Below are 21,910 nucleotides of genomic sequence, written 5' to 3'. Positions count from 1 at the left end.
TCAGACGCAGTGGTTTCAACCATCGATTTCGATTCTGCTAATTTCAGTTATTATCCAAACCCTGTAAAGACCAGTATAACTATAGATGCTACAAATAATGTAGAAGAAATAGAAGTGTTTAATATGTTAGGACAACGTGTAATTACACAACGCCCTAACCAAACTAATCCAAGATTAGAGATGGGTAATTTAGAAGCTGGAGTATATTTAATGAAAGTAAGCATCAACGGTGCGAGCAAAACATTCCAGGTTATAAAAGAGTAAAGCCTTTTTACAGGTTAATTAATCAAAATCCCAGTACGAAAGTGCTGGGATTTTTTTATGAAGTATGCATAACTGTAGTTTTTTATTTTGTAATAAGTTTTATTTTACGAACTATTTAGACCACTTCTAATAATTACATTTTTTGATATTTGTAGTGTATAGTTAACTAAAATAAAAAATGAACGAAATTTCACATAAATATTTAAACAGATTTTGAGTAGTAAGTAAAATTTTTAATAGGTAGGTCTGTAGGCTAAACGCTCAAAAAAAAATATCATATCAACAGTTTTTTTATGCTTTTAATTTTCAATGAAATCATTTTGTATATTACACAAAAATTTCAAAAAATGAAAGCATCAATCATTTCTCTAGGATTCTTAAGCCTTATATTTGCCACTTCTTGCACAACAGAAAAATCAGATAAATTGGAAATCAATCCACCACAAGTAAAAAAAATAGACACAATACTAACTAAACATGGAGACGAAAGAGTTGATGCCTATTATTGGCTCAACCAGCGAGAAAATCCTGAAGTAATTGCTTATTTGAATGCCGAAAATGAATACTACGAGAAAATGACGGCTCACACAAAAGATTTTCAACAAGACTTGTTTGAAGAGATGAAAGCAAGAATTAAAGAAGACGATTCGTCAGTGCCTTATTTTTTAAATGGATATTGGTACCAAGTAAGCTACGAAAAAGGAAAAGATTACCCTATTTATTCTAGAAGGAAAGATAAAATAGATGCTCCCGAAGAAATTATTGTAGATGCGAATGTTATGGCAGAAGGAAAATCATACTTTAACTTAAACGGATTAAGCATCAGTCCAGATAATCGTTACGCATCTTTTGGAGTTGATACCGTTGGTAGAAGAAAATATGAAATTCAATTTAAAGACTTAAAAACTGGTAAAATTCTAGAACAGAAAATTCCATTAACAACAGGTGGAAGTACTTGGGCAAACGACAGTAAAACGCTTTTTTACACCAAAAAAGATGAGACAACGCTTCGCTCTAATCAAATTTATAAACATAAATTAGGTAATTCAGCAGAAATAGACCAGCTTATTTTTGAAGAAGAAGATGAAACTTTTTCGTGTTATGTTTATAAATCAAAATCAAGAAAATTCATATTTATTGGCTCTTCTGCTACCTTAGCAGACGAATATAGGTTTATAGATGCAAATCAACCTGACTCAGATTTTCAACTTGTTACGCAACGTGAACGTGGAGTAGAATACAGTCTTTCTCATTTTGGTGATTATTTTTATATTACAACTAACAAAGATGATGCTACTAACTTTAAGTTAATGCGCTCACCAATTAATAACCCAAGTAATTGGGAAGAAGTAATTCCACATCAAGAAGATGTATTATTGGAAGGGATTGATATTTTTCAAGAGTATTTGGTGTTAAGTGAACGCTACAATGGTTTAACAAGAATTAAAGTTCAACCATGGAAAAATAAAGAAGATGCATACTACTTGCCATTTTCAAGTGAAACTTACACAGCTTACACCACTACAAATTTAGAATTTGAAACTACCAAACTTCGATACGCATACAATTCATTGACTACACCGGCTTCAGTTTACGAATTCGATATGGCAACTAAAGAAGAAAAGTTATTAAAGCAACAAAAAGTTCCCGATCCAAATTTCGATAAAAACCAATACATTTCTGAACGAATTTGGGCTACTGCTAACAATGGTACCAAAATACCAATTTCCTTAGTTTACAAAAAGGGAATACAGCGCAATGGTAAAAATCCAGTTCTACAGTATGCTTATGGAAGCTATGGAGCTACAATGGATCCTTATTTCTCTACTTCTAGAATCAGTTTATTAGACCGTGGCTTTATTTTTGCTCTAGCACATGTGCGTGGTGGTCAATATTTAGGTAGAGATTGGTATGAACAGGGTAAATTATTTCAGAAAAAAAATACGTTTACTGATTTTATCAATGTGAGTGAATATTTAATTGAACAAAAATATACATCACCAGAACATTTATACGCTATGGGTGGTTCTGCTGGCGGTTTGTTAATGGGAGTAGTGGCCAATATGGCTCCACAATATTACAATGGAATAGTGGCACAAGTTCCTTTTGTAGATGTGGTAACAACAATGCTGGATGACTCTATACCATTAACCACTGGCGAATACGATGAGTGGGGAAACCCAAACGAAGAAAAGTATTACGAATACATGTTATCCTATTCACCTTATGATAATGTTGCTGCTCAGGATTATCCAAATATGTTAGTTACAACTGGACTTCACGATTCACAAGTACAATATTGGGAACCTGCGAAATGGGTAGCAAAATTAAGAGAACTAAAAACCGATCGTAATTTACTTTTTTTGGATACTAATATGGAAGCAGGACATGGAGGTGCTTCAGGAAGGTTTGAGTCATTAAAAGAACTAGCAAAGGAATATACTTTTATCTTCGATTTAGAAGGAATTAAAAAGTAGTTTCAAAAAAAAATGTAACTTTGTTTTTTTGGGAATTTATTTCCTTAAAAATAAATAACAATATATGTTAAATCCTGACAAAATCCACAACAATCTTCTAGAATTGATTGGTAATACCCCAATGCTTAGGTTAAACAAAGTTACTAACCATATTCCGGGAGAATTTTATACCAAATTTGAAGCACACAATCCAGGTCATTCGTCTAAAGATCGTATTGCTGCTTACATTATCGACAAAGCTGAGAAAGATGGTAAGCTAAAGCCAGGCGATACTATAATTGAAACTACTTCGGGTAATACTGGATTTAGTGTTGCGATGGCGTGCGTAATTAAGGGCTACAAATGTATTTTAGCCGTAAGTAATAAATCTTCTAAAGATAAAATTAGTTTACTAAAAACCATGGGTGCAGAAGTGCATGTTTGTCCATCTAATGTGGCTTCAACAGACCCTAGATCTTATTACGAAGTAGCCAAGCGAATTCACAAACAAATTCCAAGTTCGATCTACATAAATCAATATTTTAATAGCTTAAATATAGATGCCCATTATTATTCAACAGGTCCAGAAATTTGGAATCAAACCAAAGGTGAACTCACTCATTTAGTTGCTTGTAGTGGTACAGGCGGAACCATTTCTGGAAGTGCTAGGTTTTTAAAAGAACAAAACCCAAATATCAAAATTATTGGAATTGATGCTTATGGGTCTGTAATTCAAAAGTATCATGAAACAGGCGAGTTTGATGAAGAAGAAATTTATCCTTACCGCATTGAAGGTTTAGGGAAAAACTTAATTCCAGCTGCAACAGACTTCGAAGCCATTGATAGATATGTTAAAGTTTCTGATGAAGATAGTGCCTTTGCAGCTAGAGAAATTGCTAAAAAAGAAGGCATGTTTGTTGGATATACTTCTGGAGCTGCTTTACACGGAGTTCGTCTTTTAGCTGAAGAAGGAGAATTTACCAAAAGCAGTAAAGTAGTAATTATCTTTCCCGATCATGGATCGCGCTATATGAGTAAGATTTATAGTGATGAATGGATGGCAGAACAAGGTTTTACAACACCAGAAGAAAAACAACCAATAAGTAAGCCAATTAAACACATTAACAAAAACTAAAAGTTTTTTTAATTTATAGCTATATCAACTCTCTACAAATGTAATACCTTACTTTTGCATAGTTTAAAAATATACTTATGAACGATATATTCGATAAAATATATAAAGATAAAGGCCCACTAGGAAAATGGGCAGACCAAGCAGAAGGTTATTTTGTTTTTCCTAAACTAGAAGGTGAAATTGGTAACCGAATGAAATTTAAAGGTAAAGAAGTTGTAACTTGGAGTGTTAACGACTACTTAGGCTTAGCAAATCACCCTGAAGTACGCAAAATAGATTCCGAAGCAGCCAAAAAATGGGGAAGCGCATACCCAATGGGAGCAAGGATGATGAGTGGCCATACCCAACTTCATGAACAACTACAAAATGAATTAGCAAGTTTTGTACATAAAGAAGCTGCTTATCTTTTAAATTTTGGATACCAAGGAATTCTTTCTACCATAGATGCTTTGGTTGGTAAAAATGATGTTATTGTTTACGATGTAGATGCTCACGCATGTATTATTGATGGTGTTCGATTGCACTTAGGAAAACGCTTTACGTATAAGCATAACGACATAGAAAGTATTGAGTTAAACTTGGAAAGAGCTACCAAAATTGCCGAGCAAACTGGTGGTGGAATTTTACTGATTTCTGAAGGTGTTTTTGGAATGCGTGGTGAACAAGGAAAATTAAAAGAAATTGTAGCTTTAAAAGAAAAATACAATTTCCGATTTTTAGTAGATGATGCTCATGGTTTCGGTACGCTCGGAAAAACAGGAGCAGGAGCTGGAGAAGAACAAGGTATACAAGATGAAATTGATGTATATTTTGCAACTTTTGCTAAATCGATGGCAAGCACAGGCGCTTTTATTGCAGCCGATAAAGAAATTATTGATTATATGAAATACAACATGCGTTCGCAAATGTTTGCAAAATCATTGCAAATGACTCTTGTTGAAGGTGCTTTAAAGCGTTTAGATATGATTCGTAATCAACCTGAATTAAAAGCAAAACTATGGGAAAATGTAAATGCTCTACAAAACGGTTTACGCAAAAATGGTTTTGATTTGGGTTCTACGAGCAGTTGTGTTACTCCTGTTTATTTACATGGAAGCATCCCCGAAGCAATGGCTTTGGTAAAAGATTTGCGCGAAAACTTTGGCGTATTTTGTTCGATTGTTGTATACCCTGTAATTCCAAAGGGACTAATCTTATTACGTTTAATACCAACTGCTTCTCATACTTTAGAAGATGTTGAAATTACATTAAATGCTTTTTCATCTATACGTGAAAAATTAGAAAACGGAACCTATAAAAAATTAGCAAAATTAGCCATGCAGGCAGCTAGTTAAAAATCTATTGCGGAGGGAGTTCAAATTTTTCTCTCCGCTCTTTTTTCTTTTCTTCCGTTTTTTCTTTTTTCTCAAATTCTTCTTTTTGTTCTTTACTTTTAAAAATGTATTCTTCTTTATGGAATTCATCTATACGGTAAGATATTCCTGCACCAATTTGCCAACGTTGTGGCGTATCTTTAAAATTAATAAGTCCAAAGGCATCCAATTGTAAATTTCTATTTACTAAATATGCACATCCAAAACGAAACAATTCGTCTGAGTAAAAATCATCAATTAATGTTTGAAATTCAACAAAAGCAGAAAAATCTCTGCTAATTGTATGTGTTAAAGTAAATATACCAGCAAATTGAGGGAAATCAGTAGTAAATCGATCATAAATAAAATTACTTACAAATCCCCATCTTTTAAAGTTATGCTGAGTTATCAGTCCTAGCCTAGGAGAAATATTTGGAGTATCTGGTGGCATAAATGGGCTTTCTTTTCCAATGGCAATATTTGCTCCAGCATAGACTGAAACCGCAGGAATTAGATGAAACCAATGAAAAGTATTATTTGCTTTGTAACTGGTTAAAACAGGCCCGTCTTGCTCTCTTTTAATCCACGGATCATACAATAAAAATTTAGCGCCAATTGTATTTCTTTCAAAATTAGCCGAAGTATAATCTTGATATCTGCCACCAACCAATATGGTTTCCGTTTGGTTTAAAAAACGTCCATCTAGTATAATTTCTAATCGGTCCATGTTTAATCCATACCGCAGCGCATAATCTACTCCAAATAAATTAGCATCGGCTAATCGAAGTGCGTGATTTCGATTGCCAAAACTCAGTCCTGTTTCTAGTTGAACTACTTGGTTGCCAACGCCAAATGCACTGTACGATAATCCAGGTCTATTTGAGTTGATGGTTTCGGTGTATTGAGCCTTGCTTGTAAGAATAACAAGAAATAGCAAGCAAGTCGATAAAAATATTTTCATAAAAAAAATGAATTTATAACCAAATATAGTTTATTTAGTTAATTTTAGTATGATGTTTTACTTCATCAATTATATAATCTTACTTTTGTAAAACTAAGAGCAAGTAAATGGATTTCCTAGTAAGTTTTATATTATATTTTCTTTTATTTTACTTTTTGATTCGTTTTTTTTGGCGAAGGTATAAACTGAACATAATAAAATATGTTTCAAAAAAATTTCAACAAAACATTCATAAACGCTTTCAACAAGAATTTCATCAGAAGCATACCGATCAAGAAGAACCTTATATTACTTCAACTAAAAGTGCTTCACGAAAAACAAAAAAGAACCATAAAGTAGGGGAGTATGTTGATTTTGAAGAAGTTGAATAAAACTAAATTTTTCATATGAAATTACCTTGGCCAAAATTTATTCCACATTTACTTGTATTTGTTGGATTTGTAATTGTTTCTGTTGGTTTTTTTAATCCAGTTTTATCTGGTAAAGTTATATACCAAAGCGATATCGTTCAGCATAACGGAATGGCTAAACAACAGCGCGATTTTATTGCTGAAACTGGTGAAGAATCTTACTGGATGGATAATGCTTTTGGCGGGATGCCTACCTATCAAGTAGGCGCAAATTACCCACATAATTACATGAAGAAGATAGATAAGCTTATTCGGTTTTTACCACGTCCAAGCGATTACTTATTTATCTACTTCGTAGGTCTTTATATTTTATTTCTTGTGTTAAAAATTGAACCTAAATTTGCTTTTATCGGTGCCTTAGCTTTCGGTTTTTCAACTTATCTTATAATTATTTTGGGGGTCGGTCACAATGCCAAAGCCCACGCAATTGCATATATGCCACTAGTTATAAGTGGTATTTTATTATGCTTTAGAAATAAACTCTTTTGGGGGTTTGTTTTACTGGTGTTTGGTTTGGCGCTAGAACTTGTAGCTAACCATTTTCAAATGACTTATTACTTACTGCTGTTGTGTATTTGTATTGGTTTAGTTTATGCTTACCAAAATGTTATTGCAAAAACTTATCTTAAATTCATTAAACAAATTGCGGTAATGTGCTTAGCTGCATTTTTAGCACTTGGTTTTAATGCATCTAACTTATTAGCAACTAAAGAATATACTGATTTTTCTACCCGTGGCTCTGAAGAACTCACTATTAACCCTGATAGTTCAGAGAAAATTAAAAAGGATGGCTTAGATTACGATTATATAACTGAATATAGTTACGGAATTGTAGAAAGTTTAAATTTATTTATCCCCAACTTTATGGGTGGTAGTAGCAGCCAAGCTTTAGATACAGATTCAGAAACCTACCAAACTTTATTACAACTTACAGCAAATCCTGTTACTGCAAAACAATACGCGCAAAGTATGCCAACCTATTGGGGAAATCAAACTTATGTTGCAGCTCCAGCCTATGTGGGTGCAGGGCTTTTATTCCTTTTTGTGCTCGCTCTTTTTTTAGTGAAGAAAAAAATTAAATATTGGACAATCGCTGGAGTTTTATTGTCTCTATTTTTGTCTTGGGGCGATAATTTTTCAGTATTAACCCGATTTTTTGTCGATTATGTGCCATTATATAACAAATTTAGAGCAGTTTCTTCTATTCAAGTTATTTTAGAATTATGTGTCCCCATTTTAGCTATAGTTGGCCTAAAAGAATTTTTTTCAAATTCAGCTGCAAAAGAAGAAAAAACTAAAGCCTTACAATACACAGGAATAATAACTGGTGGACTTAGCTTATTATTCATTGCATTTAATAGTTCATTTTTCAATTTTTATAGTCCTATAGACCAGCAATTGCCTGATGAACTAGCACAAGCTATAAGATTAGATCGGCAAAGCATGTTGGTAAACGATGCGTGGCGAAGCTTCTTAATTGTTGGTTTATTAATGGGAATTTTGTGGCTGTTGATGAAAAAAAAGTTGACTTCTAAAATAGCGCTGATTGCTATCGGAATTGTTGTAGTTGGCGATTTAATTTTAGTCGATAAACGCTATGTCGATAACGACGAAGATTTCGTTTCAAAATCTAAAATGGAAAGACCATTTCAATTAACAGCTGCCGACCGAGAAATTAAAAAAGATACTACTCATTTTCGAGTTTTAGACTTAACCAATAACCCATTTAACTCTGCTCGAGCTTCCTTTTTTCATAATTCCATTGGTGGTTATCATGCAGCAAAGCCTAAGCGTATTCAGAACCTATATGAGTTTTATATCGGAAAAGGAAACCAAGAAGTATTAAACATGATGAATGTAAAATACTTTATTATGAATCCAAAAGATGAAGGTTTACAAGCACAAATAAATAAGGATGTTAATGGAAGTGCTTGGTTTGTAAATACGATTGAAACTGTTCCAAGTGTAGACGATGAAATTGCAGCGCTCGGAAAAATAAAAACCAAAGAAACTGCTGTAATGTTGCAAGATGAAGCAGCTCAATTAAATTTGCTTCAATTTAACGAAGAAGAAGACCAATTCATTCAACTTACTTCAAAACAACCGAATCAACTTATTTATTCATTTAGAACTTCTAGCCCGCAATTTGCAGTTTTTTCAGAAATATATTACAAGCATGGTTGGGTAGCTAAAATTAATGGAGAAGAAGTCCCGATTCGTAAAGTAAATTATTTATTACGTGGTTTAAGCATTCCCGATGGTAACGGAGAGATTGTATTTCTATTTAAACCTAAAGTTGTACAAACAGGTGGTAAAATTAGTTTAGCATCGAGCATATTATTTCTTGGAATTATAGGATTTGGTGTATTTACTTTATATCGAAATAAAAACCAATAAGCTTATCGGTTTGTAAAAACTAATCTGTTATGAAAAAAGTACTTATTATTACGTATTATTGGCCACCTGCTGGGGGTCCTGGTGTGCAGCGTTGGTTGAAATTTGTTAAGTATCTTCCGCAGTTTGGAATTGAACCTATTGTTTTTATTCCTAAAAACCCCAATTATCCTATTCAAGATGAATCATTAAACCGTGAAGTTTCTAATCAATTAACTATTATTAAAAGACCAATTCTCGAGCCTTATAAGGTAAGTAAGCTGTTTTCAAAAAGCGATACTAAAACTATGAGTAGTGGAATTATAGAAGATGTAGAGAAACAGAAATCTATGCAAAAACTCATGTTGTATGTTCGTGGAAATTATTTTATTCCAGATGCGCGCATACTTTGGGTAAATCCATCCATTAAGTTTTTACAGACTTATTTACAAAAACACAACATACAAAATGTCATAACTACAGGACCACCACATAGCTTACACTTAATTGGAAAAGGTTTAAAAGAAAAAATTAAAAACCTAAAATGGATTGCTGATTTTCGTGATCCTTGGGTGAATATTGATTACCATAGCCAATTAAAATTGAATGATAATGCAAAGCAAAAACATAAAGAATTAGAAGATTCAGTTTTAAATGAAGCCGATCAAATTATTGTAACAAGTTTTAAAACTGCTGAAGAATTTAGGCAAAAAACCAATCAACCTATCGAAGTAATTACCAATGGCTATGACGAAACTGAAAATTTAGATATAGATTTAAGTGAAGCTTTTTCTTTGGTGCATGTTGGTTCGCTTTTAAGCCAAAGAAATCCTGAAAATTTATGGAAAGTACTCCAAGAATTTTTAGAAGAAAATAAACATTTACGGCAATTTTTAGAACTGCATTTTGTTGGAAAAGTTAGTCAGACTGTGCTTAATAGCATTGAAGCTTACGGATTAAAAGATTATGTTTATTTAGACGGATACTTGCCCCATTTAGATGCTATTAAAGCTCAAAAAAGTGCTCAACTTTTGTTGCTTATTGAAGCAAACAATCCTGTTAAAAGCGGAATTATTCCTGGTAAATTATTTGAATATTTAATGGCAAAAAGACCTATTTTAGCAGTGGGTCCAACAGCCTGGGATGTTCAAAAAATTATAGAAGAAACTCAATCGGGTACGACATTTAATTACCAAGATAAAAAAAGTTTAAAGCAAGAATTGCAAAAAGCTTTTCAAGAATTTTTGCAAGGTAAACTTTGTATTTCATCTAAGCATATAGAAGCTTACAGTCGTAAATCTTTAACGCATAAGCTAAGCAAACTCATTTAATTGTTTTATATGCTTTACTTTAGCAAGATATTGTCCAGCGTATGGGAATTATTTTAAAACAATCATTCAGTAATTTAGTTTCAACTTATGTCGGATTTGGCATTGGAGCAATAAATGTATTGCTATTGTATCCAAATTTTATGCAACCAGAATACTATGGTTTAGTTAGCTATTTGTTAACTGCTGGAAATTTACTTTGGCCTTTTATGGCTTTGGGTGTTCACAACACGCTTATTAAATTCTTTTCTGCTTTTACCCAAAAAAAAGATCAAGATCGTTTATTGAGTATTGTGCTTATTACCCCGCTAATATTTGGAAGTGTTTTTGGCGGAATTGGAATTTATTTTTACAATTATATTCTAAATTATTTTGAAGGCGAAAATAACTTGGTACAACCTTATGCTTGGCTAATTTTTATTATAGCCATCTCTACAGCTTATTTTGAAGTTTTTTTTTCATGGAATAAAATATTTCTAAAAAGTATGTTTGGCAATATTATGAAAGAAGTTTTTCATCGAGTTGGTATTTTTATTTTACTTATGTTATTGTATTTCAATAGCATTAGTATTCATTTTTTTATTTATGCATCGGCATTGGTTTATGTACTTCGAGCTTTAGTTATGATGTTTAGCGCATTTAAAACCTACATGCCAAAATTCCAATTTCGCTTTCCAGTTCAAAAAAGAGAAATTATTAATTATTCGTTTTTAATTTTTATTGCTGGTACAGTAGGAGTTGCATTATTCGATTTAGATAAATTTATGATTGAGCACTTTTTGCCCATCGAAAATGTGGCGGTGTATGGCATTGCTATTTATATAGCTGCCGTAATTTCAGCACCTTTAAAAGCCATGCAGCAAATTACAAATCCCATTACAGCAGAGTTTGTAAACCAAAACAAAAAAGAAGAATTAACCAATTTATACAAGCGTACTTCTTTAACCTTACTCATTGTTAGTGGGCTTATTTTTGTACTGATTATCAGTAATATTAATCAATTGTACGCTTTAATTCCAGAAACTTATCATGCTGGTGTTCAAATTGTATTTTTAATAAGTTTAGTTAAATTATTCGATAGCAGTTTAGGTAATAATGTCAGTATTTTATTCAACTCTAATTATTACCATTTTGTGTTATACTCTGGAGTAGCTTTAGCTGTTTTAGCTTTTGTGTTAAACCTTTGGCTAATTCCTATTTATGGTATTTACGGCGCTGCTTATGCAACTTTTATCGCTTTTTTTCTTTATAATTTAATTAAATTGATTTTTGTTTATCTAAAATTTAATATTCAGCCATTTACAAAAAAATCTATCTGGATTATAAGCTTAATTTGTGTTTTTTTATTACTTTTCTATTTTTGGGATTTTTCCTACCTTCCATTAGTAAATATCATTTTAAAATCCATTATTATTGTAATTGCTTATGTTTCATTAACTTTTGTATTTAGACTTTCTGAAGATATAACAGGACTACTTGCATCGGCGCAAAAAACTTTAAAAAAATAAAAATGAATTACGTTTTAATCGACTTCCCAGCTCACAGACAAGCTTTATTGCCCTTTACTTATACAAGACCTATCTCTGAAATTCGAATTGGAATTTTAAGCATTGCAGAAAAATGGAAAAAACATTTATCTGAAAATATTTCTTACAAAACAGAAGCCTATTTACAAGAAAAGTATCCATTTCGCAAAGCGGAAGTCCATACGTTTATCAATTCTACTGTATTACCAACTACTCACTTAGTACAACATATTAAGCAACTTCAAAAAGGCGAAGCTTTAGTTAAAAATGATTCTGTAATTGCTTTTGTGGCTGAAACAGAAAAGGAATTTAATACTTGTAAATCAATAGTTTATAATGATAAGGATTTAGTTCAAATCGAACAAGTTTGGGATATTTTTGCAAAAAATCATCAAGCTATTGAAGCTGATTTTAACTTGCTTACCGAGGGAAGAACTTCTGCAGCAATTCCAAATTCAGTATTTACAGTTCACCCTGAACGAATTTTTATTGAAGAAGGTGCCAAATTATATAACGGAAGTTTAAACGCTTCCGAAGGACCAATCTATATAGGAAAAGATGCTGAGATTATGGAAAATTGTAGTGTGCGTGGCCCATTTGCTTTGGGTGAACATTCTACCTTAAAAATGGGAACAAAAATATATACTGGAACCAGCATTGGTCCGCATTGTAAAGTTGGTGGCGAAGTTAGTAACTCTGTGATTTTTGGATATGCTAATAAAGGTCACGATGGTTTTTTAGGAAATTCAGTGATTGGTGAATGGTGTAATATTGGAGCCGATAGCAATACATCTAACTTAAAAAATAACTATGCATCTGTAAGACTATGGGATTATAACTCAGGCAGATTTGCAGATACAGGATTGCAGTTTTGTGGTTTAATGATGGGTGATCATTCCAAATGCGGAATTAATACTATGTTTAATACAGGAACAGTTGTTGGAGTTAGTGCTAATATTTTTGGAGCTGGTTTTCCACGCAATTTTATTCCGAGTTTTAGCTGGGGTGGAAGCCAAGGTAGCATGACATATAAAACCGCAAAAGCTTTTGAAGTAGCTAAAGTAGTTATGCAACGAAGAAAAATTGATTTTTCAGAAATTGATCAACGTATACTTGATCATGTTTTTGAATTATCATCTTCTTATAGAAGAAGCTGATTTACTAAAAACTAATCTTAGTTTTTCTAATATGCACAATACATCATGCCTGTTAGCAATTTGTAGTATTATTTTTTTCTTTAAAATGATGTTGGAGCATTTTCATTTGCTGTTTAAATTGCTCTCGATTATCTTTTGCAACCCGTATTTTAGATAAGTTTATTTTGCGCTTATTTTTTAATCGAATTACCCAAGTACTACTTCCAACGGGTTCCACATTTTTAATATCTTCAAAATGAAGTTGCATTGGTTTAAAAGAGTTAAAAATTTCAATTGCGTTATCCTTTACTACAATATAGTTTTTTTTGTAAAAACTAGCTAAAATAAGAAGTGCCACAGGCAAATTCATAAAAATAAGTATATCTGGAATCTTCGATTCTCCAAAGTAAACCAATACGCTACCTATAAGTATAAATAGTACATAAGACAAAACAAAATAACGAATAATGTTACTTTGCTTGTAGGTGTAATTTTCTAATTTCATAGTTATAAAATAAAAGCCGCTTCAATTTATTGAAACGGCTTGTTAAGTTGCATTATTCAATTAATGCGTAGTCATTTTTTCCTTTTTCTTTTGTAATTGTCGCTTAATATCTTCTATAGTTGCTGCAATAGCTGTCTCAAAGTTTTTTTCGTTAGAAGATGCAAACACATTTTGTCCTGGAGCGCTAAGTTTTATTTCGCAAATCATGCCCGTTTCTGGGCTCGATGTATTTTCTTTTTTAATAAATACTTCTGCTCTTACAATCCAGTCATAACGTTGTTTTAATTTTTCTAAACGTTTGCTGGTAAAATCTTCAAGTCTTTCGCTTGCAGTTACGTGTACATAATTAAAATTGATATCCATAATTGTATTGTTTTAGAATTTAAATTTACTAAATAAAAGAGGTACATTAGCTACCATTTGCATAATTATTTATGACATTTATCAAAAATTTTAATTTTTAAAGTCAACAGGTTAAAATTCACTAAAAATAATAGCTTTAGTATAAATGAATACAACATACATTAATTGGGAAAGTTTAAAGAACAGTTTGCTTGGTTCACTGCGGTTAGACCATTTGCATAAAAGTATTTATGCAACAGATGCTTCTGTATACCGCAGTTTACCCATTGCAGTGGTCTTTCCAAAAAACACAGCCGATTTACAAACTTTAGTAAAGTTTGCTCGTTTGCATAACTTAAGCTTAATTCCAAGAGCAGCAGGCACTTCTTTAGCTGGCCAATGTGTGGGCAACGGAATTGTAGTCGATACATCTAAACACATCAATAAAATCCTTCATTTAGATACTAATAAAAAACAAATTCGTGTACAACCAGGTGTGGTTTTAGATGAATTGAATGCTTACTTAAAACCACATAATTTATTTTTTAGTCCAAATACTTCAACTGCAAATCGTTGTACAATTGGTGGCATGTTTGGAAACAATTCTAGTGGAACTACTTCTATTAAATACGGCGTAACTCGCGATAAAATTATAGCTTCAAAAGTAGTACTTGCTGATGCTACTAAAGTTGGTTTTTCTTGGATTTCTAATGAAGAGTGGCAGACTAAAATAAATCTTAATACGCACGAAGGAAGCATTTACCGCACATTTGCTGAGATGAAGTCTAATGCTGAATTGCTTAATGCAATTCAGGAAAATTATCCTAACCCAGCTATTCACAGACGTAATACAGGTTACGCCTTAGACGAAGTTTTGCTTTTTGAAGAAAACGGAATTAATATTAATAAATTATTGGCTGGAAGCGAAGGAACGTTGTGCTTTACAACCGAAGTTACCTTGGCTTTAGACGATTTGCCACCAGAGCACAACCACATAATTGCAGCTCAATTTACTAGTGTTGAAGATGCACTAGATGCAGTTCAGGTTGCTATGAAGCATGATTTATTTACTTGCGAGTTGATGGATAAAACCATTTTAGATTGTACTAAAAATCAACTGTATTATAAACAACATCGTTTTTTTATAGAAGCTGACCCTAAGGCTATTTTGTTTTTAGAATTAAAATCTAACACCAAAGAAGATCTTAATTTTCAGGTTGAAAAATTGTTAAAAGATTTAAGCTTAAATTCAAAAGCATATGCTACTCCAATTTTAAGCGGGAGTGACATCGATAAAGCTTTCGAATTACGCAAAGCAGGTTTAGGCTTACTAGGAAATATAAATAGCGATAAAAAAGCTGTGGCTTGTATTGAAGATACAGCTGTAGCTCTAGAAGATTTAAGTAATTATATAGCAGAATTTACTAATATAATGAAGGCTTTTGGTCAAGATGCAGTGTATTATGCACACGCTGGAGCAGGCGAATTGCATTTACGACCTATTCTTAATTTGAAAAATGATACCGATGTTCTGCACTTTCAACAAATTTCGGAAGAAGTGGCAAAACTGGTTAAAAAGTATAATGGTTCATTAAGTGGCGAACATGGGGACGGAAAAGTGCGTTCTTCTTTTATAAAAATGATGCTAGGTGAAACCTGTTACTCAGCTTTAGAAGAAGTGAAAAATACCTTCGACCCACAAGGTATTTTTAATCCTAATAAAATCTTGAAGCCTTTACCAATCGATCAAGATTTGCGTTATGAAGTTGGCCGAAGTGAACCAAAAATATCAACCCAACTTCAATTTAAAGATGAAGGTGGAATTTTACGGGCAGCCGAAAAATGCAACGGATCTGGAGATTGTAGAAAGAGCCATTTAGCTGGTGGTGGGATGTGCCCAAGTTACCATGTAACTAAAAACGAAAAAGATACCACTCGAGCAAGAGCCAATGCCTTACGCGAATTTTTAACTCATGGTAAAAAAGAAAATAATTTTAACCATAAAGCTTTAAAAGAAACATTCGATTTGTGTGTAGGTTGTAAAGCTTGTAAAAATGAATGTCCAAGCAATGTAGATGTTACTGCTTTTAAAACAGAATTTTTACACCAATACAACCAAGCTAATCCGGTTTCAATCCGTAACTGGTTTTTTGCCAATATAGACCAAGTGAATAGGTTTATGAAGCCATTTTATGGAATTTACAATTATTTAATTTCAAACACAACAGGTAAGCGTTTGCTAGATAAATTCTGGGGTATTCCTTACTATCGAAGTCTTCCTAAATTAGCTTCTAACTCACTTTTTCAGCTTATAAACAGGGGTAAGGTTAATTTGAAGCCTAACCAAAAACCAATTAAAAATGTGTTTTTATTTATAGATGAATTTACCAACTTTTACGATGTTGAAATTGGAAAAGCAGCTATTCAAGTTTTAGTAAAATTGAATTATGAAGTAAAAATAATTCAGCATAAATCAAGTGGAAGAGCCCTACTTTCTAAAGGTTTTCTTACCAGAGCAAAAAAAATAGCAAACCAAAATATCAATTTATTTAAAACTGAAATTTCAAAGCAAACTCCCTTATTAGGTATAGAACCTTCAGCTATTTTAAGTTTTAAAGATGAATACATTCGTTTAGCTGAAGATACTGAAACAGCTCAAAAAATAGCAAAACATACTTTTTTAATTGAAGAATTTTTAGCCAATGAAATAAGTTTAGGAAATATTAATAAAGAACAATTTACAAATCAAACTAACACATTAAAAGTACATGTTCATTGCCATCAAAAAGCATTATCTTCTACATTACCGACATTTCAATTACTCAACTTTCCTGAAAATTATGATGTTAAACTAATACCATCGGGTTGTTGTGGAATGGCTGGTAGTTTTGGTTATGAAAAAGAGCATTATAAAATAAGTCAAGATATGGCAAATTTACAACTGCTGCCTGCTGTGCTAAAAGTGAGTAAAGAAACTATAATTGTAGCTAATGGGCATAGTTGTAGGCATCAAATTAAAGATGCAACTAATAGACATCCGCTTCATCCCATAGAAGTAGTATGTAAAGCTTTAGCTTAATTATTTTATGAATTTTTACTTGAAAATATTCAATCTACCTGAAGTGTAGCATCAATACGATTGAACAAAATCTGTCTGTTTGAGTCCTAGAAAATTTTGCTTAATAGGTAATGATGTTTATAATATGTTCAAGATTCGAGCACTTGTTATTTTAGTATAAACTCCGTCGAGATGTGGATGTTCTCGATTCCGCTCGAACTTAGAATAGGGTACTGTCAAAAAATATCTTCCAAGTCATTAAATAAAATATAGCTTATTGATAAGCTCGAACTAAAAACAGAGTACTGTCTAACAATATTTTATAAAATATATTTAGAATAAGATTTTGTACAAATAAGTTAAGTTCGATACAAATTTCTTACAAAAATTACTCAAACTGACACATTTCTGCATAAAGTATGACAGTAATTGATTAAATAAAAATTAGTCTTCTAAACTAACCTGATAATCGATTAATGCTTGTTGAATTTGCGAAGAAATGTCTTCAAGATTAAAATTAGGCACTTGGCTTAATTCTTCACTAAAGCTAATGTTTAAATTGGTTTCACTTTGTATTAATCCAACTTCGTTAGCAAAATAGTTGGTAGAATTAACTACTTCTTGAAATTCAATTACAGCTATGGTTATAGGAAAAGGAAAAGGAGCTACGGTTGTAGTTGCATCTACACCAATTGAAACAATAAATTCAGACCCAATTACATTTTCATATAATTCTCCATTGGCATCAAAATTCTGAAATTCGCCCAAACTTTTGCTTTCTATACTTAAGCTTAAAGTTAAACTAATATCATTAAATTCTGGTAAATTAAGCACTTGGTCATCAGTAAATAAAATACTTCCTTCTACAGCTTGTGTATCGTAAACTACCAAATCTTCAAAATTGATATCAAAATTAGGAATTTCAACTTGGTCGATGTCTAAATCTACATTTCCTGATAAAAGTAATTTTCCATCATTTTTAAACACATCGCCGTTAGAAAGTATACTTGTAAAACTAACTCCAGCTTGAGTTGATGTAGATTCTAAATTGTAAGTGCTTCCATTTTCGGTATTCGATTCACTTTCTACACTAAGTGTTTCAGCACTAGTTTGGGAAGCTTCATCAGTTGTTTGTGTATTTTCATAATTCCACTGATTTTCAACTACAAGTGGAAAATAATTTTGATTTTGTGGATTTGTACCGCTATTATCATCATCTGATGAGCAATTCCAAAAAAGTAAACTGCTCAATATTAGGAGCATGGTGTAATTAAGTTTGTATTTCATATGGTTGTTATTTTTTCAAATATAAAAAATTAAAAATTTATTGGATAAAATATTTCAGAACTTACTGCATTACCATTAATTTTGCCTGCTTTAAAGCCTAAATCGCAATTTTGAATAATGCGTTTTGCAGCTTCATTTAAGTAATCGTATTCGCTTTCTTCGACTTCAACATGAGATATTTTTCCATCAGGATGGACCACAAACCGAAGAGTTAACTGATAGTCTTTTCCGTCGATGAGTTTACTGCTGTGTTTTTCTACCTCAGCTTGGTAACACCAAAAGCCACTCCCTTTTAATTCGGGAAACTCAATTACTTCATCTAAATTGTTGTAAGCAGCAACTTGTTCTTGGCTTTTGTTGAAGCTTAAATCTATTTCATCTGCTGGTATTTCTTCAATTTTAGTAGCTGTTTTAACTATGCACACTCCGTTGTGTTGGCTTATGCTTTTTAAAGGGATGCTTCCATTTGTTTCTTTTAAAATACAGTTCCATTGCATAAAGTAATGCGCATTAAATTCAGCATAATCAATTTGAATTGCATCTGAAAAATAACTAATTTCTCCTGTGTATAAATTAATTGTTTTATAAGCTGAATTTCCTAGAATTTCAATCCTATCTTTAGGCTCGATTTGCAAAACTTCACTTGCTGTAAACTTTTCTAAATCGGTTTGTAAATACAAATAGTATGGACGATTACCCATACTAAATAACATTCTTTTTAAAGCTGCATCGTACACATATTCTTCGTGCACTTTTCCATCGGCATAACTAACAGATTTATATGCCTTATGGCTAACATAATATAAAATACTATCGATTTTCACATCTTGTAAAAGCGATTCCAAATTTTGAGAAGTAGGATTTTCATATTCTAATTCGTAAGTGATTTTTCCACTAAATTGAGCATTTACATAAAGTGTACACAATTGAAAACTTAAGAATATTAGCGAAAGAAAAAATTTCATAGTTAAATTTTAAGAATTGAGTTTCAAAAATTAAGCCAATCTAAATATGTAATCCACATTCAGACTTAGCCAAACCAACCCATCTGCCTTCTCTATTTTCGCCTTTTACCGTGCAATGTTTACAACCAATAGAATGATAGCCTTGCTCAACCAAAGGATGCGTTGGTAACTTTTCTCGATGTATAAATGCATCTCGCTTTGATGGGTCAATATCTATAATCGGGTAGAAGCGAAGATTTCCTTTTTTCTCTTCAAAAACACGTAATTCTTTTCGATGTTCGTTCTGCGAACGCATTAAACCTGAAGCCCAAACTTTAAAATTTTTAGCTACATGAGAAAGTGGTTGCACTTTATTTACTTCACAACATAAATCGGGATTGCTTTTCCAAAGTTGTTCTCGTTTAGCTAAATTATTTTGAGTTTGATTAGGCGTAATATCAACTACATTTAAGTTGTATTTTTTAGTCAAAAATTCCTTGTAATGTAAGGTTTCATTAAAATGAAATTTAGTATCGATAAAATGGATTTTTTGTTCAGCATGTCCGTATTTACTAAATATATGCAAGAAAAAAGCTGAATTCGCAGCAAAGGAAGAAGTAACTAATATTTCATTTACATTAAAGTCTGTGTAAAAAGTAGAAATACGTTCTGAAGGACTTAAGGCTTCATATTTTTGGTTAAGTGCTTCTAAATTTGTTGTGGTATTTACCTGCATATTCAATTTTCGAACTGCCAAAAATAGGATTCTATCTTATAAATGAAATATTCTTTATAATAAATCTTAAATTTCTTTTGAAAACTATACAATTGTAAAATTTAGCGATTATTGTAAATCCTATACCAAAACATTTTTTAAATTTAATCTTAATTTGAAATTAGATATATGGCACTTATAAAAACCGTACAAAACCACACACCAGCATTTGGAGAAAATTGTTTTTTAGCCGAAAATGCCACTATTTTAGGAAATGTTGAAATAGGAAATGACTGTAGTGTTTGGTTTAATGCAGTAATTCGGGGCGATGTTCATTACATTAAAATCGGCAATAAAGTAAACATTCAGGATCAAGTTATGATTCATTGTACCTACAAAAAAGCGCCAACAAACATTGGTAACAATGTTTCAATTGGTCATCGTGCTATTATCCATGGATGCACTATTCACAACAATGTACTTATTGGTATTGGAGCCATTTTAATGGATGGAGTAGTGGTAGAAGAAGGCAGTATAATTGCTGCTGGAGCTGTAGTTTTAGAAAACACACGCGTAGAAAAAGGCAGTATTTATGGAGGAATACCAGCTAAGAAAGTAAAAACAGTAAGTCCAGAATTGTTTTCAGATGAAATTGATCGTATTGCTAATAGTTACCTTATGTATGCCAGTTGGTACAAATAAGACGAACTAATAAAACTTCTCGCACTAAGTTGCGTATCTTTGCACAAAATTAAAGTTATGCTTGCCATTGGAGTTCACCATGAACTAATAATAGATCGCGATACAGACCCAGGTTTGTTTTTAAAAGACGACCAAGAAAATGAAGTTTTACTACCCAACAAATACAAACCAGAATCTTTTGAAATTGGAGACTCAATTCGTGTTTTTGTTTACTTAGATCACGAGGAACGTCCTGTAGCTACTAATCTAGAACCCTTTATTAAACTAGACGAATTTGCCATGCTTTCCTGTGTAGATACCAATAAATTTGGTTCTTTTATGGATTGGGGATTAGAAAAACAATTGTTTGTTCCTTATATGGAACAAGCTAATAAAATGAAAATAGGCGAAAGATATTTGGTGTTTTGTTATTTAGACGAAGAAACCAATCGACTTGTAGCTTCTTCTAAAGTACATCATTTTGTAGATAATACAGAGCTAACGGTTGAAGCTTTTGAAGAAGTAGATTTGCTTATTTCTAATCCAACCGACCTTGGTTACAATGCTATTATTAACGATATTCACTTAGGTTTAATTTTTGAAAGCGACGTACATCAAAAACTTCGTGTTGGAGACCGTTTAAAAGGTTATATTAAAAAAATAAGAGAAGGAAATAAAATTGATTTAAGCTTACAACGTCCAGGTTACCGAAGTATAGAACCCAATGCCCAAAAAGTTTTAGAAGTACTTCAAGAAACCGATGGGTTTTTGCCATTACATGATAAATCTGATCCTGAAATGATAAATAAATTGCTTAAAATGAGTAAAAAGGCATTTAAAAAAGCTATCGGGACTTTATACAAAAACCGACAAATTGATATTGAAAATGGCGTCGGAATTTCTTTAAAATAGATTTTAATTTTTTACTATAGGTACTTTTTCGCTTTAGTACTATTCGTAATCTTCTATATATGGAAGATAGAATAAGTATTTTAATTAATACGACAAATACCGATTGGCTCTAAATCTACCGTATGTAGCATTTTGATAAAACGTTGGTTGCCATTGTCTGGACCTGTTGTAATAATTATTTTCCCAACCATAAGGCTGGTAATTATAAGTATCTCTGAGCTGAAAACGAACTTCATCATCTTTATCCAAACGCGTTTTTAAATTTGACTTATTGCTTTGAGAAATTCGATTTTGTTGTTGGTTAATTCTTGATTGGTATATTTGAGCTAGGTAACTAATTTCATTTTCCTTTTTTTCTACCTGTTTTGCAATATTTATATTTCTTCGTTGTGCTAATGGATTATAAATATTATTAGGAATAAAAATGGGTTTTACCTTACGTTTATGGGTTTGATCGTATAAAACAGAAATAGTAGGTTTAGTTTCTAAATCGAAAAATCGAATTGACCCTTCCTGTGCATTCAT

Annotated in this window: 19 protein-coding genes; 12 read left to right on the top strand and 7 right to left on the bottom strand. The window is 32.0% G+C overall.

Features of this window, described 5'->3' with window-relative positions; genetic code table 11:
* The 4 genes from IEV63_RS05650 to capB form a co-directional block, all read left to right on the top strand.
* Positions 1 to 264, top strand: a 264-nt coding sequence (locus IEV63_RS05650) for a T9SS type A sorting domain-containing protein (RefSeq protein ID WP_188405813.1), incomplete at its 5' end; no start/stop codon positions are given.
* 347 nt (positions 265 to 611) lie between these two features.
* Entirely contained in the window at positions 612 to 2,741 is a 2,130-nt protein-coding gene (locus IEV63_RS05645) for a S9 family peptidase (RefSeq protein WP_188405812.1), read from the top strand.
* A gap of 64 nt (positions 2,742 to 2,805) precedes the next feature.
* On the top strand, positions 2,806 to 3,855 hold the full coding sequence (capA, locus tag IEV63_RS05640) for a cysteate synthase (protein WP_188405811.1): 1,050 nt from the start codon (positions 2,806 to 2,808) through the stop codon (positions 3,853 to 3,855).
* A gap of 77 nt (positions 3,856 to 3,932) precedes the next feature.
* Positions 3,933 to 5,189 (top strand): cysteate-C-fatty acyltransferase, encoded by a 1,257-nt coding sequence (capB, locus tag IEV63_RS05635; protein ID WP_188405810.1) that lies wholly within the window; start codon positions 3,933 to 3,935, stop codon positions 5,187 to 5,189.
* Between the two features lie 4 nt (positions 5,190 to 5,193).
* Here the strand turns inward: capB and IEV63_RS05630 are convergent, their stop codons facing one another.
* Positions 5,194 to 6,168 carry a transporter gene (locus IEV63_RS05630; protein ID WP_188405809.1) on the bottom strand — a complete coding sequence of 325 codons (975 nt, stop codon included), beginning with the start codon at positions 6,166 to 6,168 and terminating at the stop codon, positions 5,194 to 5,196.
* Between the two features lie 107 nt (positions 6,169 to 6,275).
* Here IEV63_RS05630 and IEV63_RS05625 point away from each other — a divergent pair, with 107 nt between their 5' ends.
* From IEV63_RS05625 to IEV63_RS05605, 5 genes are read left to right on the top strand one after another with little or no spacing between them, the layout of a single operon-like run.
* A complete protein-coding gene (locus tag IEV63_RS05625) occupies positions 6,276 to 6,539 on the top strand; it encodes a DUF4834 family protein (RefSeq protein ID WP_188405808.1) in 264 nt (87 codons plus the stop codon).
* A gap of 15 nt (positions 6,540 to 6,554) precedes the next feature.
* Positions 6,555 to 8,975, top strand: a complete 2,421-nt coding sequence (locus IEV63_RS05620) for a YfhO family protein (RefSeq protein WP_188405807.1) — start codon at positions 6,555 to 6,557, stop codon at positions 8,973 to 8,975.
* A 29-nt stretch (positions 8,976 to 9,004) separates the two neighbouring features.
* A complete protein-coding gene (locus tag IEV63_RS05615; protein WP_188405806.1) occupies positions 9,005 to 10,282 on the top strand; it encodes a glycosyltransferase family 4 protein in 1,278 nt (425 codons plus the stop codon).
* A 41-nt stretch (positions 10,283 to 10,323) separates the two neighbouring features.
* Positions 10,324 to 11,787: a lipopolysaccharide biosynthesis protein gene (locus IEV63_RS05610; RefSeq protein WP_188405805.1), complete on the top strand. Its 1,464-nt coding sequence runs from the start codon at positions 10,324 to 10,326 to the stop codon at positions 11,785 to 11,787.
* Between the two features lie 2 nt (positions 11,788 to 11,789).
* Positions 11,790 to 12,962 (top strand): GlmU family protein, encoded by a 1,173-nt coding sequence (locus tag IEV63_RS05605; RefSeq protein WP_188405804.1) that lies wholly within the window; start codon positions 11,790 to 11,792, stop codon positions 12,960 to 12,962.
* 52 nt (positions 12,963 to 13,014) lie between these two features.
* On the opposite strand, the gene IEV63_RS05600 is transcribed toward IEV63_RS05605, so the two are convergent.
* Both IEV63_RS05600 and hpf read right to left on the bottom strand, forming a co-directional pair.
* Entirely contained in the window at positions 13,015 to 13,446 is a 432-nt protein-coding gene (locus tag IEV63_RS05600) for a hypothetical protein (RefSeq protein ID WP_188405803.1), read from the bottom strand.
* Between the two features lie 60 nt (positions 13,447 to 13,506).
* Positions 13,507 to 13,809 carry a ribosome hibernation-promoting factor, HPF/YfiA family gene (hpf, locus tag IEV63_RS05595; protein WP_188405802.1) on the bottom strand — a complete coding sequence of 101 codons (303 nt, stop codon included), beginning with the start codon at positions 13,807 to 13,809 and terminating at the stop codon, positions 13,507 to 13,509.
* A 145-nt stretch (positions 13,810 to 13,954) separates the two neighbouring features.
* Between hpf and IEV63_RS05590 the strand changes: the two genes are divergently transcribed.
* On the top strand, positions 13,955 to 16,867 hold the full coding sequence (locus IEV63_RS05590; RefSeq protein WP_188405801.1) for an FAD-binding and (Fe-S)-binding domain-containing protein: 2,913 nt from the start codon (positions 13,955 to 13,957) through the stop codon (positions 16,865 to 16,867).
* Positions 16,868 to 17,290: 423 nt separating this feature from the next.
* Here IEV63_RS05590 and IEV63_RS05585 read toward each other — a convergent pair whose 3' ends face one another.
* Genes IEV63_RS05585 through IEV63_RS05575 form a run of 3 tightly spaced genes read right to left on the bottom strand, consistent with a single transcriptional unit; the run spans position 17,291 to position 19,813 of the window.
* A complete protein-coding gene (locus tag IEV63_RS05585; protein ID WP_188405800.1) occupies positions 17,291 to 18,133 on the bottom strand; it encodes a hypothetical protein in 843 nt (280 codons plus the stop codon).
* Between the two features lie 29 nt (positions 18,134 to 18,162).
* On the bottom strand, positions 18,163 to 19,098 hold the full coding sequence (locus IEV63_RS05580; protein WP_188405799.1) for an energy transducer TonB: 936 nt from the start codon (positions 19,096 to 19,098) through the stop codon (positions 18,163 to 18,165).
* Positions 19,099 to 19,138: 40 nt separating this feature from the next.
* The gene (locus IEV63_RS05575; RefSeq protein WP_188405798.1) at positions 19,139 to 19,813 is read right to left on the bottom strand and encodes a phosphoadenylyl-sulfate reductase; all 675 of its coding nucleotides are present in this window, start codon (positions 19,811 to 19,813) and stop codon (positions 19,139 to 19,141) included.
* A gap of 168 nt (positions 19,814 to 19,981) precedes the next feature.
* Here IEV63_RS05575 and IEV63_RS05570 point away from each other — a divergent pair, with 168 nt between their 5' ends.
* Together IEV63_RS05570 and IEV63_RS05565 are read left to right on the top strand one after the other, a co-directional pair.
* Positions 19,982 to 20,494: a gamma carbonic anhydrase family protein gene (locus IEV63_RS05570; protein ID WP_188405797.1), complete on the top strand. Its 513-nt coding sequence runs from the start codon at positions 19,982 to 19,984 to the stop codon at positions 20,492 to 20,494.
* A gap of 57 nt (positions 20,495 to 20,551) precedes the next feature.
* On the top strand, positions 20,552 to 21,385 hold the full coding sequence (locus IEV63_RS05565; RefSeq protein WP_188405796.1) for a CvfB family protein: 834 nt from the start codon (positions 20,552 to 20,554) through the stop codon (positions 21,383 to 21,385).
* Positions 21,386 to 21,469: 84 nt separating this feature from the next.
* Here IEV63_RS05565 and IEV63_RS05560 read toward each other — a convergent pair whose 3' ends face one another.
* On the bottom strand, positions 21,470 to 21,910 hold the full coding sequence (locus IEV63_RS05560; RefSeq protein WP_188405795.1) for a hypothetical protein: 441 nt from the start codon (positions 21,908 to 21,910) through the stop codon (positions 21,470 to 21,472).

Source organism: Psychroflexus salis (assembly GCF_014640175.1).
Lineage (GTDB): Bacteria > Bacteroidota > Bacteroidia > Flavobacteriales > Flavobacteriaceae > Psychroflexus > Psychroflexus salis.
Note: the sequence above shows the minus strand (reverse complement) of the source record. Positions and strands in the feature narration are given on the sequence as shown.